At 76.6% G+C, this 13,739-nt stretch carries 13 protein-coding genes; 3 read left to right on the top strand and 10 right to left on the bottom strand.

Features of this window, described 5'->3' with window-relative positions; genetic code table 11:
* Positions 1-7 precede the first annotated feature (7 nt).
* From adhP to ADK41_RS07770, 3 genes are all read left to right on the top strand, one after another.
* Positions 8-1,030: an alcohol dehydrogenase AdhP gene (gene adhP / locus ADK41_RS07780; protein ID WP_030827289.1), complete on the top strand. Its 1,023-nt coding sequence runs from the start codon at positions 8-10 to the stop codon at positions 1,028-1,030.
* A 12-nt stretch (positions 1,031-1,042) separates the two neighbouring features.
* Entirely contained in the window at positions 1,043-1,774 is a 732-nt protein-coding gene (locus tag ADK41_RS07775; RefSeq protein ID WP_030827287.1) for a CBS domain-containing protein, read from the top strand.
* A gap of 465 nt (positions 1,775-2,239) precedes the next feature.
* Entirely contained in the window at positions 2,240-2,896 is a 657-nt protein-coding gene (locus ADK41_RS07770; RefSeq protein WP_030827282.1) for an OsmC family protein, read from the top strand.
* 207 nt (positions 2,897-3,103) lie between these two features.
* Here the strand turns inward: ADK41_RS07770 and ADK41_RS07765 are convergent, their stop codons facing one another.
* The 10 genes from ADK41_RS07765 to ADK41_RS07720 all read right to left on the bottom strand — a co-directional run bounded on the left by ADK41_RS07765 (position 3,104) and on the right by ADK41_RS07720 (position 13,088).
* Positions 3,104-3,553: a universal stress protein gene (locus ADK41_RS07765; RefSeq protein ID WP_030827279.1), complete on the bottom strand. Its 450-nt coding sequence runs from the start codon at positions 3,551-3,553 to the stop codon at positions 3,104-3,106.
* 118 nt (positions 3,554-3,671) lie between these two features.
* Complete coding sequence (locus ADK41_RS07760) at positions 3,672-6,002, bottom strand: heavy metal translocating P-type ATPase (protein ID WP_030827276.1); 2,331 nt, start codon at positions 6,000-6,002, stop codon at positions 3,672-3,674.
* 131 nt (positions 6,003-6,133) lie between these two features.
* A complete protein-coding gene (locus ADK41_RS07755) occupies positions 6,134-6,346 on the bottom strand; it encodes a ferredoxin (protein ID WP_030827273.1) in 213 nt (70 codons plus the stop codon).
* Entirely contained in the window at positions 6,343-7,683 is a 1,341-nt protein-coding gene (locus tag ADK41_RS07750; protein WP_051843183.1) for an NADH-ubiquinone oxidoreductase-F iron-sulfur binding region domain-containing protein, read from the bottom strand. The genes ADK41_RS07755 and ADK41_RS07750 overlap by 4 nt, the downstream gene beginning before the upstream one ends.
* Positions 7,680-8,366: a ferric reductase-like transmembrane domain-containing protein gene (locus tag ADK41_RS07745; protein ID WP_030827267.1), complete on the bottom strand. Its 687-nt coding sequence runs from the start codon at positions 8,364-8,366 to the stop codon at positions 7,680-7,682. Before ADK41_RS07745 ends, ADK41_RS07750 begins: the two co-directional genes overlap by 4 nt.
* The gene (locus ADK41_RS07740) at positions 8,363-9,316 is read right to left on the bottom strand and encodes an FAD:protein FMN transferase (RefSeq protein ID WP_030827263.1); all 954 of its coding nucleotides are present in this window, start codon (positions 9,314-9,316) and stop codon (positions 8,363-8,365) included. The genes ADK41_RS07745 and ADK41_RS07740 overlap by 4 nt, the downstream gene beginning before the upstream one ends.
* Positions 9,313-9,684, bottom strand: coding sequence for a hypothetical protein (locus tag ADK41_RS07735; RefSeq protein WP_234318800.1), 372 nt, complete (start codon positions 9,682-9,684; stop codon positions 9,313-9,315). Before ADK41_RS07735 ends, ADK41_RS07740 begins: the two co-directional genes overlap by 4 nt.
* Positions 9,685-9,817: 133 nt before the next feature.
* Positions 9,818-11,227 (bottom strand): sensor histidine kinase, encoded by a 1,410-nt coding sequence (locus tag ADK41_RS43875; protein ID WP_051843182.1) that lies wholly within the window; start codon positions 11,225-11,227, stop codon positions 9,818-9,820.
* Positions 11,224-11,919, bottom strand: a complete 696-nt coding sequence (locus ADK41_RS07725; protein WP_030827255.1) for a response regulator transcription factor — start codon at positions 11,917-11,919, stop codon at positions 11,224-11,226. Before ADK41_RS07725 ends, ADK41_RS43875 begins: the two co-directional genes overlap by 4 nt.
* 197 nt (positions 11,920-12,116) lie before the next feature.
* Positions 12,117-13,088 carry a ferritin family protein gene (locus ADK41_RS07720; protein WP_234318799.1) on the bottom strand — a complete coding sequence of 324 codons (972 nt, stop codon included), beginning with the start codon at positions 13,086-13,088 and terminating at the stop codon, positions 12,117-12,119.
* Positions 13,089-13,739 lie beyond the last annotated feature (651 nt).

The raw sequence follows: 13,739 nt of genomic DNA, 5'->3' as shown, positions 1-13,739 counted from the left end.
AGGCACCATGAAGGCAGCGGTCGTCCGGGAGTTCGGAGAACCCCTGGTCATCGAGGACCGTCCCGACCCCGAGCCCGGTCCGGGCCAGGTCCGCGTGCGCGTCGAGGCGTCCGGCCTGTGCCACACCGACATCCACGCCGCGCACGGCGACTGGCCGGTCAGGCCCACCCCGCCGTTCGTCCCCGGACACGAGGGCGTCGGCCTCGTCGAGGAGCTCGGCGACGGCGTGACCCACCTCGCCGTGGGACAACGCGTCGCCGTGCCCTGGCTCGGCAAGGCGTGCGGACGGTGCGAGCACTGCCGGTCCGGCTGGGAGACCCTCTGCGAGAGCCAGGTCAACACCGGGTACGGCTGTGACGGCGGGTACGCGGAGAAGATGCTCGCCTGGGCCGACTTCGCCCAGCCGGTGCCCGAGGGCGTGAGCGCCCTCGACGCCGCCCCGCTGACCTGCGCGGGCGTCACCACCTACAAGGCCCTCAAGGTCGCGGGCGTCCGCCCCGCCCAGCTCGTCGCGGTCTCGGGCGTCGGCGGGCTCGGTCACCTGGCGGTGCAGTACGCGAAGATCGCCGGCGCCACCGTCGCCGCGATCGACGTCACCGACGACAAGCTGCGACTCGCACGGGAACTCGGCGCCGACATCGTCATCGACGCCCGTACCCAGGACGTCGGCGCCGAGCTGAAGCGGCACGGCGGCGCGCACGCGGCGCTCGCCCTCGCGGTGAACCCGTCCGCCTTCGCGGCCGTCTACTCCGGTCTGCGCCGCGGCGGGAAGCTCGTCATGGTGGCCCTGCCGGCGCACGGCGCCCTCCAGGTCCCGATCTTCGACACCGTGCTCAACGGCACCTCGGTGATCGGCTCCATCGTCGGCACCCGGCAGGACCTCGCCGAGGTCTTCCGGCTCCACGCCGAGGGCCGCACGAAGGTCATCCGGGAGACCCGCCCGCTGGCCGCCGTCAACGACTGCATCGACGAGGTCCTGCGCGGTCAGGTCAAGGCCCGGATCGTGTTCGACCTCGACGCGGAGGGCTGAGGAGGAACGGACATGAGGAACCAGAAGGTCGGCTCCGTGATGACCACCGACGTGGTCCGAGCCGAGTACGGCACCCCCTTCAAGGCCGTCGCCAGGCTGCTCGCGGAACACCGCGTCGGCGGACTGCCCGTGGTGGACGACGACGAGCACGTCATCGGCGTCGTCTCCGAGACGGACCTGATGCTCCACCAGGCCGCGGCCCCACTCGCCCACGAGCCGTCCCCGCGGTTGCGCATCGCACGGCTGACTCCCCGTGCCCGCCGGTGGGCGGCGAAGGCGCGGGCCCGGACGGCCGGCGGTCTGATGACCGCCCCCGCCGTCGGCGTGCACGCCGAGGACACCGTCGTCGAGGCCGCCCGCACCATGGCCCGGCACCGGGTGAACAGGCTCCCGGTACTCGACGAGGAAGACCGCCTGGCCGGCATCGTCACCCGGCACGACCTGCTGCGGACCTTCCTGCGCCCGGACGCGGAGATCCGCGGGGAAGTGATCCGCGACGTGCTGGAGCGCGGACTGTGGCTGGTCACCGGCAGCATCGACGTCACCGTGACCGAGGGAGTCGTCACGCTGGACGGTCGGATGGAACGCAAGAGCGAGACCGAGATCGCCGTGGCCATGACCCGCAGGACCGACGGAGTCGTCGACGTCGTGAACCGGCTCACCCACCGCTTCGACGACTCCGGGTTCCAGAACGGCACGCGGGTGCCGGGCGACGTCGCGGACGACCGGCTGCGGCGGCTGTGAGAGGAGGACCACCACGCAGGGGGAGGTGTCGGTCGCCCACGGGGCGACCGACGGATCGACGAAGGGGATCGCCGAGGCCGCGGCCGGCGCGCTCCGGGCGGCAGGGCTCACGGCCGAGGCGCCGCCTCCCCCGGTCCGTGACGGAGCCGGCCCCCGAGGACGCCGTGGCGGTCGGCGGCGTCCACGGCGCCGACCGCCACGGCGACGACGCCCCGGCAGCGGGCGAGCCGATGCCGCCGACCCGGTGGGCCGCCCCGGTCCCGGCGCCGGTGTGGTGTCCTCCGTCAGTGGTGCGGCGATGCGACGGGGGGCGGACGCCCGACCGGTCAGGGGCGGACGTTCTCGCCGTCACCGGGACCCCGGGGACACAAAGGGGGCCGTTCGGCCCAGGACATCTCCGGGGGCGCGGCGGTGAACTGGAAGTGTCCGGCCGTCGCGGGGGAACCAGCCGACAGGGAGGCCGAAATGAAGATCCGAACGCGCTGTGGCCGCACCATCGACGTCACCCGCTTCGCACCGCGGGGACTGCCCGCTCCCATGGGACGCGTCGTGCTGGACACGTCCTTCGCACCCCATGACGAGGGCGAGCTGTGGGCCTCTCTCACCGCCGAGGAGGCCCGGCGCCTCGCCGGGCTGCTGCTCCTCCAGGCCGCCGCCGTCGATCCGGCCCCCGCCGGACGGCCCGGAGCGGCCGAGGTGGTGCCGATCGCGGGTGACGCCTTCGAGATACGGGTGCGCGGCCACGTCCTGACGGTGGACCAACCGCTGTCCGACGGAGGCGAGGACACCGCACCCACGCCCGTGGAGCTCTTCGTGGCGGCGGTCGCCTCCTGCGCGGCGCACTACGCGGGGCGCTTCCTGGACCGCCACGGGGTCGACCGGGACGGCCTGTCCGTCCGCGCGGAGTTCCGCATGGCCGACGACCGGCCCGCCCGTGTCGCCGCCCTCTCCCTGACCGTCCTGGCCCCCGCCCTGTCACCGCGACGGCTGTCCGCCCTGCGCGCGGTGGTCTCGCACTGCACGGTGACCAACACCCTGGCCCGGGCCCCGGAGATCGAGCTGGACGTCCGCGGCGCCCCCGCCGACGCGGTGGCCCCGGAGCCCCAGGCGAGCCCCGGCTGACCGCCCGTCGGCCGGCTCCGAGGCGTCGGGCCACCCGCTCGGCGGCACGGAACCGCCCGAGGGCGCCTCGCCCCCACCGTCGTACGCGGCAACGGCCCCGCCGCGCCCGGCCCCGACACGCGACCGCGGCCCGGCGGCGAACCCCTGCCCGTCCCGCACGGCGCGCGCGGGCGGGCGGGAGGCCACGCGGTCTTCCGGCGGGGCGGGTCAGCGGGCGGGATCGTCCTCCTGGCGGACCACGACGACGGGGCAGGCCGCGTGCTGGGCGCAGCGCTGGCTGACCGACCCCAGCATCGCCCGGGCGAAGCCGCCCCGGCCCCGGCGTCCCACGACGAGGAGCGCGGCCCCCTCCGAAGCACGGATCAGCACCTCCGACGGATCGCCCTCGACGAGGTGCTCCGTCAGCCCGGCGGGAGGACCGTCGGGGAAGACCGCGTGCAGCTCCTGCGTGAAACGCTCCCTGGCCTGCCCCAGGTCGAACTCGGGGTCGATCGCGGGTCCGCTCCAGCCCCTGGAGGACGGCGTGTCCCAGACGGAGACCGCCTCCACGACGCCGCCGACGCCCCGCGCGTAGCGGTCCGCCCACCGCAGGGCGGCGTACGACGAAGGGGATCCGTCCACGCCCACGACCACCCGTGGTACCTCGGAGGATTGCATGGCCACCTCACTCAGCAGTCGTCACTCCACGCACCTCCACGCTGCCGGGACCCGCGCCGCCGCGCCAGCGGAGGCGGTCAGGCGGGTACGGAGACGGCGGCTCCTCCCGGGCCGTCGCTCACGGGGCGAGGGAGAAGTAGTTCTCTTCCTCCTGGGCGAAGTGCAGGCGCAGCACGGTGTTCAGGCCGTAGAGGCACGAGCGCAGGTCGTCGAGCTGTTCGGGGGAGAGGCCCCCGTCCGCGCGGGCCAGTCCCAGGTGGGTGGCGACGCGGCGGGAGAGGCGTTCGATCTCGGTGTGGGCGCGGCTCATGGTGGCGGTCGCCTCGGGGCCGCCGAGCGTCGGCGCGAGGGCGGGATAGAGCTCGTGCTCCTCGGCGTACTCGTGCGGAAGCAGCCGTTCGGTCAGCAGCCGGTGGGTCTCCTCGACGGCCGCCAGGGCCTCGGGGCCGGGGCTGTCGGAGAGGCGGTCGGCGGTGTCGCGCACGGATTCGAGGACGTCCTGGAGGTCGTCGTGTTCGGCGGCGAAGCGGTGGACGAGGGCCTCGGCGGCGGGGGTGAGGGCCGGTCGTGCGGCCGGCCCCCCGCGCAGGGCGCGCAGGGCGTTGACGATGACGGCGACGTCGATGCCCTCCTGGAGCAGGGCGCCGACGGCGGGCGGGAGGAGGCCGACGGCGGCCGCGGCCATGGCGGCCAGGGACAGCAGCATGCCGCCGAGAGCGCTCTGGACGGCGATGCGCCGGGCGCGCTGGGCGATGACGACGGCGTCGGCCAGACGGTCGACGCGATCGGTGGTCAGCACGATGTCGGCGGCCTCGGAGGAGGCGGTGGAGCCGCGGGCGCCCATGGCGACGCCGACGTCGGCGGCGGCGAGGGCGGGGGCGTCGTTGACTCCGTCGCCGACCATGACGGTGACGGCGCGCTCGCGTTCGGCGCGTACGGCGGCGACCTTGTCGGCCGGATCGAGTTCGGCGCGCACGTCGTCCAGACCGAGGACGGCGGCGACCTCACGGGCGGACGCGGCGCGGTCGCCGGTGAGCATCAGCAGTCGGCCGATGCCCGCCGTGCGCAGGTGCCGCAGGGTGCGCGGCGCGTCGTGGCGGACGGGGTCGCGCAGCAGGACGGCGCCGGCCGGGTCTCCGTCCACGGTGAGCCAGGCGACGGCCGCGCCGTCGAGGAGGGCACGGTTGTCGACCGCCCCGGCCCAGGCCGGCCGCGCGTCCACGGGGTCCGTACGGCCGATGAAGACCCGGTGCCCGTCCACGGTGCCGGTGGCGCCCCGGCCGGGTTCCTCGGTGACGCCGGACGGGACCGACAGCGCCAGTCCGCGCTCCAGGGCGGCGTCGACGATGGCCCGGGCCAGGACGTGCGGCGAGTACTGGTCGAGCGAGGCCGCCAGCCGGAGGACCTCGGTGGGGTGGACGTCGGGAGCGGCGGCGACGTCGACGACGCGGGGGCGCCCTCCGGTGAGGGTGCCGGTCTTGTCCAGCAGGAGGGTGCGGGCCCGGCCGAGGTTCTCCAGCGCGCCGCCGTCGCGGATGACGACGCCGAGGCGTGAGGCGCGGGAGAGCCCGGAGACGACGGCGACCGGGGCCGCCAGGAGCAGCGGGCAGGGAGTGGCGACCACCAGGACGGCGACCGCGCGCACCGCGGAGCCGCTGATCAGCCAGGCCAGTCCCGCCACGGCGAGCGACAGGGGCAGGAACCAGGCGGCGTAGCGGTCCGCCAGGCGCACGACCGGCGCGGACTCGGCGCCGGCCTGCCGCGCCAGCCGCACGATCCCGGCGTACGTGCTGTCCTGCTCGGTGGCCGTGGCGCGCAGGTCGAACGCGCCCGAGGCGTTGACCGCGCCGCTGCGCACCGTCTCGCCCCGATCCCGCTCGACCTGGAGGGACTCACCGGTGAGCACCGATTCGTCGAGAACGGCGGCGGCGCTCTCCACCCGGCCGTCGACGGGAACCACCTCGCCCGGACCGACGACGAGGAGATCGCCGGGAGCGACGTCGGCCAGGGGCACCGTGGCCACTTCGGCGCCGGTGCGGCGGCGCGCGGAACGCGGCGCGTGTTCCAGCAGGGCGCGCAGATCGTGGGAGGCCCGCCGCTGGGCCGCGGCCTCCAGGGTGCGGCCGGTGGCGAGCATGAACGCGATCAGGGCGCCGGCCAGGTACTCGTGGACGGCCAGGGTGCCGCCGAGCGCGAGTACGGCGATGAGATCCACCCCCGCGTGCCCGCGACGCAGCGCGGCGAGCACCCACACCACCGCGGGGACGACGGCGGAGAGGGCGCCCAGGGCCCAGAAGAGGTCGGAGAGCGGTCCCGCACCGGCGAGCCGGGCGATGCCCCCGGCGGCCAGGGCCGCCGCGGTGACGGCCAGGAGAACGGGTTCGAGCCGTGGCCGCACGACCGCCGCGATCGGGCGGCGCGGCCGTGGGATGAACGCACGTCGGGTCATGGCGTACCTCGGTCCGTCCGGCGCGGAGGTCAGGAGCCGGACTCCTTCCATCACACCGCACCACCGGGCATGGTGCCAGGGACGCACGATCCCGCTTCAGGGACGTACGGGGCGATGCGCACGCGTGCCGCTCACGGCCGGTCCCGGTCGGTGCGCAGGGCCAGGCGGGGGCAGGCGGCGACGGCCCTGCGGGCGTGGGCGCGCAGGTGGCCGGGCACGGTCCGGTCCTTCAGGACCGGGTAGCCCCATTCGTCGAGGTCGATCAGTTCGGGGAGGAGTTCGGCGCACAGCCCCTGGCCGGTGCAGGAGATGCGGTCGACGCGCAGGTGGCGGGTGCGGTTCATCGCCAGGCCTCCGGGGGCGTCGCGGGCGGTACGGGGATACGGGGCGGCTCGTGGGCGGCGGGGCAGGGGCCCTCGGTGAGGTGGCGGTCGACGTCGTCGGCGAAGGCGTGCAGAGCGGACGCGGCGAGGCGGGCGGCGCCGTCGGGGTGGCGGCAGGCGCCCCGGTCCGGCAGCAGGGCGACGCGGTGGGACAGGCGGGACCACAGCACCGGGTCGGCGCGTCCGGCGGCCAGGGCGGCGAAGTCCTCGGCCACGGCGGGCAGCCCGAGGCGGCAGGGGCCGCACTGGCGGGCACTGTGGGCGGCCAGATAGGCGAGCATCCGCGCCGTCTCGGTCAGCGGGCAGGCCGAGCGGGGGAGCGCGACGACCACGCCCGCGCCGGGTGCGGCACCGAGCGGAGCGAGGTCGCGCCGGGCGAGGGGCGTGCGCAGATGTTCCGCCGGGAGCCAGGTGCCGGCGAAACCGCCGAGCAGGACGGCCCGCAGGGGTTCCGCGGGCCCTCCGGCACGGTCGAGGAGCGTGGTGAGCGGCGTGCCGGACGCGGCCTCCAGAACCCCCGGGGAGACGACGGCGCCGGAGACGGTGACGAGCAGGGTGCCGGGCTCCTCCCGGGTGCCCGACCGTCGGAACCAGTCGGGTCCGTAGCGGGCGATGAGCGCCAGGTGGGCGAGGGTCTCGGCGTTGCTCACGAGCGTGGGACGCCGGTCGACCCCGCGTTCGTGGGAGCGTGGCGGGCTGCCCTGGGGGCGGGCGGGGCCCCCGCCCAGCCAGCGCACCAGCGACGTCGACTCGCTGGAGACATAGGCGTGCGGAAGGGCGTGCGGCAGCAGCCGGACCCGGTCGAGGCCGGCGCGCCTGCGCTCCTCCAGGGCCGCGTCCAACCGCCGGTACCCGCCGGAGGGGTCGCGGGGCAGACACACGTGGACGGTGTCCGCGCCGACCGCGCCCGCCGCCAGCACCGCGCCGTCGAGGACGAGGTGCGGTGCGACGGCCAGCAGGAACCGGTCCTTTCGGCTGGCCGGTTCGCTCTCCACGGCGTTGACGACGACCACCGCGCGACGGCGGCGGTCCGCCACGGCGCGCAGCTTGCGGGCGGTGGGGAAGCCCGCGCCGCCGCGCCCGGTGAGCCCGGCCGCCTCGACGGCCTCGATCAGCCCCGCGGACGCGGGGCCGCCGGCCGCGGTGACGGGGGGCGGTCCGTAACGCCCGAGGTGATCGGCGAGGGTGGCCGGCCGGCCGGTGGCGTACCAGCCGGCCAGCAGCCGGACGCCGCTGGATCCGTCCGGCGGGGGAGCGCCGTGGCCGCCGGTGGGGGGCGCCGTGGTCGGGGAGTTCACCGTCCGCCTCCGAGGGGAAGGGCCGCGGCCGCCGCGCTCTGGGCCCAGCCGGGCTGCAGCGGGCCGGCGGCGAGGAACGCGCCGAGCACGACCGGTACGGCGGTCGCGGCCGTCGCGGCCAGCAGGCGTGCGGCGACCCGGCCCGGGCCCGCCTTGGCCAACCGCCACCACACGGCCGCGACCACCGCGGCGAGGCAGCCGGCGTAGAGCCACAGCTGGAGGGGGAGCCGGGTGTCGGTGCCGCTGCCGACGCCGTGGAACAGGGCGAGCGGCCAGGCCGCGTACGCCAGCCGGTGCACGGCCTTCCAGCGGCGCACGCCCAGGCGCAGGCGCAGGGCGCTGGTGAGCAGCACCGCGAGCAGCAGGTCGAGCGCGGCCGTGCCGAGACCCAGCCAGAGCGGCCGGTACGACGCCCCGAACGGCACCACGGACACCGCCCACCCGAGACGCGCGAACGGATCGAGCACCGCGGTCACCACGTGGACGACGAGGAACACCAGGGTGAGCAGGGAGAGGTCGCGGTGCAGCAGTCCGATCCCGAACCGGCCGGTCCGCCGCGGTGCGGCACGCCCGCCGGAGGCGATCCCGAGCACCACGGTGGCGGTGAGCAGGACCAGGGCGAGGGTGCCGCCCGCGCGGCTCGCGTACCACAGCGGGCTGCCGGTCAGGGCCAGGGTCGTCATCGGGAACCTCCGGGGGCGTCGGAGTCGGGCGGCCAGCTGCCGAGGCGTACGACGGTGCCGTCGGGACGCACCAGACGGGCGGGCAGCGCGAGGGAGCCCAGCAGGCCGGCGGCCCGGTCGCCGAGCACGATCGCCGCGGTGCTGACCGCGTTGGCGTCCACGCAGGTGGCCGCCGCGACGGTGACGGTGCGCCACACGGGTGCGGCCGGTTCGCCGGTGGCCGGGTCGACGATGTGGTGCAGGGTGCGCCCGGCGCGGCGCCAGGTGCGCACCCGGACACCGGAGGTCGCCAGCCCTCCCGAGGTCACCGCGACCGCCGGTCCGCGGCCGGCGGCGGGCCGGGCGTGGTCGTCGGCCAGGGCGATGCGCCAGCCGCCCTCCGGCGCCGGCCCGGCCGCCGCCAGATCGCCGCCGAGGCCGACCAGGACCCCGCAGCCGGTGGCCCCGGCGGCGAGCCGGGCGGCCCGGTCGGCGGTGCGGGCCTTGGCGGTGGCGCCCAGGTCGAGGCGGGTGTGCGGGGGCAGCCGCAGGACGCGGGTGCGCGGGTCGAAGACGATCCGCCGCCAGCCGGGCGCGGAGCGGGCCACGGGCACGGGACGGGCGTCGTCGGGGCGCAGGGAGGCGAAGGTGCGGTCGTAGCCGAGCGCGATCAGCGCGTTGCCCACGGTCGGGTCCACGGCGCCGCCGGTGAGCCGGGCGGCGCGCAGCGCGTCCTGGAGCGCTTCGGCGAACCTCCGGCCGACCGTCGTGGGGACGCCCGCGGTCAGGTTCACGCGGGTGAGTTCGGAGTCGGGCCGGAAACGGCTGCACGTGACGTCGACGGCGGCCAGTTCGGCGCGCAGCACCGTCTCGGCGTCCGGCAGGGCGCGCGGGTCGGTGACGAGCAGGGTGGCGGTGGTGCCGAGGGCGGGGAAGACGGCCCGGACCGGCGCCGGGGTGTGCGTGGTCATGACGCCCCCGTCGTGGTGTGCGGCTGCTGCTGGGTGGCGGTGGGCGGCTGGGCCGGGGGCTGCGGCGCCGCGGGAGCGTCGTCCTCGTCGTCCTCGTGGCCGCTCTGCTCGCCGTGCTCCTCGTCGCCCCCCGTGGTGGCGGGGGAGGGCGCCGACGGGTTCCCCGCGGGCGGACCCGGTGGCGCGGGAGCGGCCGTACCGCCCGGCAGCAGGTGGGCGTAGACGCCGCCCAGGGCCGCCGCGCCGGCCACGGCGGTGACGCCGGCCCACCGGGTGAGGCGGCGGGCCCGCCGCAGACCGCGATCGCGTGCGAGCGGGGAACCGGCCGCGGGGAGGGAGCGGTCGAAGTCGTCGGAAGAGGGAGACATGGCAGCGGCTCCTGGTGGGGTCGGCGGTCCGGATCGGCTGCGTGCACCTCCAGGCTGTGCGCACGGCACCCGGGAACCGGCTCACGTCCTCTTCAGAACCGGTAAAGATCTCGGGCCCGCCGTGCGGGCTCCGTCACCCTCCGGCTCCGGCGGGCCGCTCCCGGCCGCCCTTCGGGGACGGCACCGGCCGTCCGGGTGCGCGTCCCTGCCACGACGGCAGGTCCAGTACGGCGGTCAGCCCGCCGCCCGGGGTGTCCTCCAGCCGCGCCGTACCACCGTTGGAGGTGACCAGCCGGTGGACGATGGCCAGCCCCAGACCGGTTCCCCCGGCCTCGGGGTTGCCGAAACGGCGGAACGCGACCGCCTTCGCCCCGGCGCTCATCCCGGGACCGTTGTCCCGCACCCGCACCCTGACCGACGTCCCCGCCGCCTCGTGGGCGAGCGTCACGGTCCCGCCCTCGGCCACGGCCTCCACGGCGTTGGCGATCAGGTTGTCGAGGATCTGCTCCAGGTGGCCCGCGCCCAGCGCGGCGGTCAGGGCGGGCCCCGCGGACGCGGTCAGCCGGACGCCGCGTTCCTCGGCCACCGGAGACCAGGCCGCCACCCGTTCGGCCACCGCCTCGTCGACCCGGACGGCGGTGGGCAGGGGTGTCGCCTGCTCGGCCCGCGCGACCGCCAGCAGTCCGTCGACCAGCCGGGACAGCCGGGCGATCTCCTCCTGGGCGGAGGCCAGTTCCCCGGCGGTGTCGCCCTCGGCGCCGGTGGCCAGGACGTCGAGCCGCAACCGCAGCGCGGCCAGCGGGGTGCGCAACTGGTGGGACACGTCGGCGATCACGGCCCGGTGGCCGTGCACCAGGGCCTCCGTGCGCGCCGCCATGGTGTTGAACGTGGCGGCCAGCCGGCGGACCTCCGGCGGTCCGCCGCCGACGTCGGCCCGCTCGTCGAGGGCGCCCTCGCCCAGCCGTCGGGCGGCGGCGTCGAGCGTCGACAGGGGGCGGCTCACCCAGCGGGCGAGGCGGACGGAGAGCAGCACGGAGGCGGCGAGCGCGGCCGTGCCGATCACGGCCGACCAGCCCCAGAGCGCGGCGACCCGTGCGTCGAGCGGTGCCGCGGAGCGGGCCAGGACGACCGCGCCGGAGGGTTCGCGGACCTCACCGGCCGGTTCCACGGTCAGCAGCCGGCCCTCGCTCTCCGGCGGTTCCGGCTCGTGCCCCTCCAGCACCCGTTCCACCAGCTCCTCCGCCTCCTCGCCCCGGGCCGCGGTACAGGGCGTGCCGGCCACCAGGCGTGCGGAGGCGTCGTACACGGCGGCGCAGTCGCCCGCGCGGGCCGCGGCCTCCAGTTCCCGGCGCATGGCGGTCGCCGGCTCGCGGTCGGACAGGTGCTCCTCGGCCGCCGCGGCGATCACGCGGGTGTCCGCCCGCTGGCTGTCGCGGAAGGCGACGCGTTCCCGGGCCGTCAGCGACACCGCCAGCGGTACGACCGCCAGCACCAGCAGCACGGAGGTCAGGATCAGGAGCGTCCAGGTGATCCGGCGGGTCACGACGGCTCCCCGGCCGCCCCGAGCCGGAACCCGTGCCCGTAGACCGTCTCGATCAGCCCCGGCACGCCGAGCTTGCGGCGCAGCGCCGCCATGTGCACGTCCAGGACCTTGGTGGGGCCGTACCAGTGGGCGTCCCAGGCGCGTTCCAGGATCTGCTGCCTGCTCACCACCCGGCCCGGGTCGGCGGCCAGGCACTCCAGGATCCCGAACTCCTTCGGCGTCAGCGCGACCGCCCGCCCGTCGACGGACACCTGACGGGTGCGCAGGTCGAGCGCCAGCGGACCGTGCCGCACGAGCTCCGGCTCCGCGGGGCGCCTGCGGCGCAGCACCGCCCGGATCCGGGCCAGCAGTTCGGCCAGCCCGAACGGCTTGACCAGGTAGTCGTCGGCGCCCTCGTCCAGGGCCACCACCCGGTCCGCCTCCTCGCCCCGCGCGGTCACCGCGATGATCGCGGCGTCCGACCGGGTCCGCAGCATCCGGCACACCTCGACGCCGTCGATGTCGGGCAGTCCGAGATCGAGCAGGACGACGTCGGGGGACGCGGCGGCCAGGGCCGCCCGGCCGGTGCGCACGCCCTCGACCGTGTATCCGGCCTGCCGCAGACCGCGCACCAGGGACTCCGCGATGCCCCGGTCGTCCTCCACGACCAGCACCCGGGTGTCCTGCGACGGACCCGCGGCCTGCCCGCTCATGTACGTCACCCGCCTCCCGGACGGTTGCGCCGGCTCGTCCCCGTCCTCCAGCTTGCGACGTCGCCGGGCGGACGGGCAGGGGCCGTTCGTCCCCGGGTGTTTCCTTCGGCGCCGGCGGCGGAGGTGACGCCGTGGCCGGCCGGGCGGTCCGCGATCCGCCCGGCCGGTCTCACCGCGGTGCCCTCGGCACGGGGCGGTCAGCGCAGCCGGTCGAGCGCCTTCTGGAAGGCGGCGGCGTGCCGGGCCTCGTCCGCGGCGGTGTCGCGGAAGAAGCGGGCGGCGGCGGTGTCACCGACGGCGGCGGCCCGCTCGGCGAACTCCGGGTACATGACGGTCGCCTCGTGGCGTTCCCCGGTGACGGCCGTGCGGAGGTTCTCCGCGGTGCCGCGCACCAGGCCGGCCAGGACCGCTTCGCCGGCGAGGTGCTCCCGCAGCTCGATCTCGGCCGTGCCCTCCCACAGGCGGGCCAGCGCCGGATGACCGGTCTGCCGGGCGTGGGCGGCGAAGAGCATGTACTTGGCGTGGGCGAGCGCCTCGCCGTGCATGGCGGTGGCGAGGTTGGCCTTGGTGCGGGCCGCCTTCACCTTCGGCGGCCCGGCGGGCACCGGCACCACGTCGGCCTTCGGCGGCGCCGGGACGGTGCCGTGGCCGGTGGTCAGGGCCGTCAGCGCGGTGCGGAAGGCGTCGCGGTGGCGGCCCTCGTCCGCGGCGATCTCGCTGAACAGGTCGGCGGCCTCGAGGTCCCCGTCCTTGCGGGCCTGGTCGGCGAAGTTCCGGTACATGACCTGGTGTTCGTAGGTCTCGCCGTCGATGGCCTGGCGCAGGTTGGCGGCGTTCGTGCCGACCGTGCCGGCGAGGGCGGCGGCCTCGTGCAGGTGCTCGTGCAGCTCGGTCCGTGCCGTGGCGCGGAAGAGCCGGCCGACGTCCTGGTGGCCCTGGCGGTCGGCCTCGGCGGCGAAGAGCAGGTAGGAGGCGTGGGCGAACGCCTCGCCGTGCAGGGCGGTGTCCAGGTCGGCGAGCGTCTGCGCGTGCAGGGCCCGGGTGTCGGCGTGCGGGGCCGGGGGCGCTCCGCCGGCCGGAGCGGCGAGGGCCAGGGCCGGCGCCGTCTGCGAGGCCGCGGTCAGCGCACACAGACCTACCAGGAACGCACGTATTCGATGGCGGGACATGCTTCCTCCTTCAGGGGCTTCTCGGGTGACAAGGCCCTTGCCACATACGAACCCCTTCCGTGGCGCTCCGCTCCCTCGAGGTGACCCCTTCGGGTGTTTCACTACGTGTGACCACGTTTCGACGCGCCGTATGCGCCGGAGTGCGTTAAGGCGGCACCCCGCAAGCCCGGCCCTCCTCCACCGGGCCCCTGCCACGGCGCTGCCGCCGGACCCCTTCGCGACGGCCGTTCGGGTGACGGCCCGGGCGGCCCGGCGGCTCGGCGGCCCGGCGGCCCGGCGGTCCGGGCGGGGACGGGACCGAACCGGGCGGGCGCCACCGGTACCGCCGTCCCGCCCCGGCCCCTGCGCCGGCACCCCGCGGGACGCCTTCGCCCGGATGAGGCCGAGTCGCTGCCGCTGATCCCCGATCCGTGCGGGGAAAGCCGTTCGCGTGTGACCCGCCGCAAGCCGTGGCCCGGGAGGGAGGCAGGGCGCCTCCGGACCGTTGGAGCCGGACGACCGCGTCAGGTCCGTCGGCGACGAGAGGCCCGCCGTCGGCCTGCGGGACCAGGGGGACCGGCCGGCCCGGGCCGGCCCGGACCTCCTGGCGCGGGGTGCGCGTGTCCGTGACCTCGTCGACGGGACCACGCCGACCGGGGCGGTCCCCTCTCC

This window comes from Streptomyces caelestis (assembly GCF_001279005.1).
In the GTDB taxonomy this organism is placed as follows: domain Bacteria; phylum Actinomycetota; class Actinomycetes; order Streptomycetales; family Streptomycetaceae; genus Streptomyces; species Streptomyces heliomycini.
This window is presented reverse-complemented; position numbering and strand designations above follow the sequence as displayed.

Coding starts and splice junctions, on each gene's coding strand:
- adhP (WP_030827289.1), top strand. CDS start 8: ATGAAGGCAGCGGTCGTCCGGGAGTTCGGAGAACCCCTGGTCATCGAG.
- ADK41_RS07775 (WP_030827287.1), top strand. CDS start 1,043: ATGAGGAACCAGAAGGTCGGCTCCGTGATGACCACCGACGTGGTCCGA.
- ADK41_RS07770 (WP_030827282.1), top strand. CDS start 2,240: ATGAAGATCCGAACGCGCTGTGGCCGCACCATCGACGTCACCCGCTTC.
- ADK41_RS07765 (WP_030827279.1), bottom strand. CDS start 3,553: ATGCAATCCTCCGAGGTACCACGGGTGGTCGTGGGCGTGGACGGATCC.
- ADK41_RS07760 (WP_030827276.1), bottom strand. CDS start 6,002: ATGACCCGACGTGCGTTCATCCCACGGCCGCGCCGCCCGATCGCGGCG.
- ADK41_RS07755 (WP_030827273.1), bottom strand. CDS start 6,346: ATGAACCGCACCCGCCACCTGCGCGTCGACCGCATCTCCTGCACCGGC.
- ADK41_RS07745 (WP_030827267.1), bottom strand. CDS start 8,366: ATGACGACCCTGGCCCTGACCGGCAGCCCGCTGTGGTACGCGAGCCGC.
- ADK41_RS07740 (WP_030827263.1), bottom strand. CDS start 9,316: ATGACCACGCACACCCCGGCGCCGGTCCGGGCCGTCTTCCCCGCCCTC.
- ADK41_RS07735 (WP_234318800.1), bottom strand. CDS start 9,684: ATGTCTCCCTCTTCCGACGACTTCGACCGCTCCCTCCCCGCGGCCGGT.
- ADK41_RS07725 (WP_030827255.1), bottom strand. CDS start 11,919: ATGAGCGGGCAGGCCGCGGGTCCGTCGCAGGACACCCGGGTGCTGGTC.
- ADK41_RS07720 (WP_234318799.1), bottom strand. CDS start 13,088: ATGTCCCGCCATCGAATACGTGCGTTCCTGGTAGGTCTGTGTGCGCTG.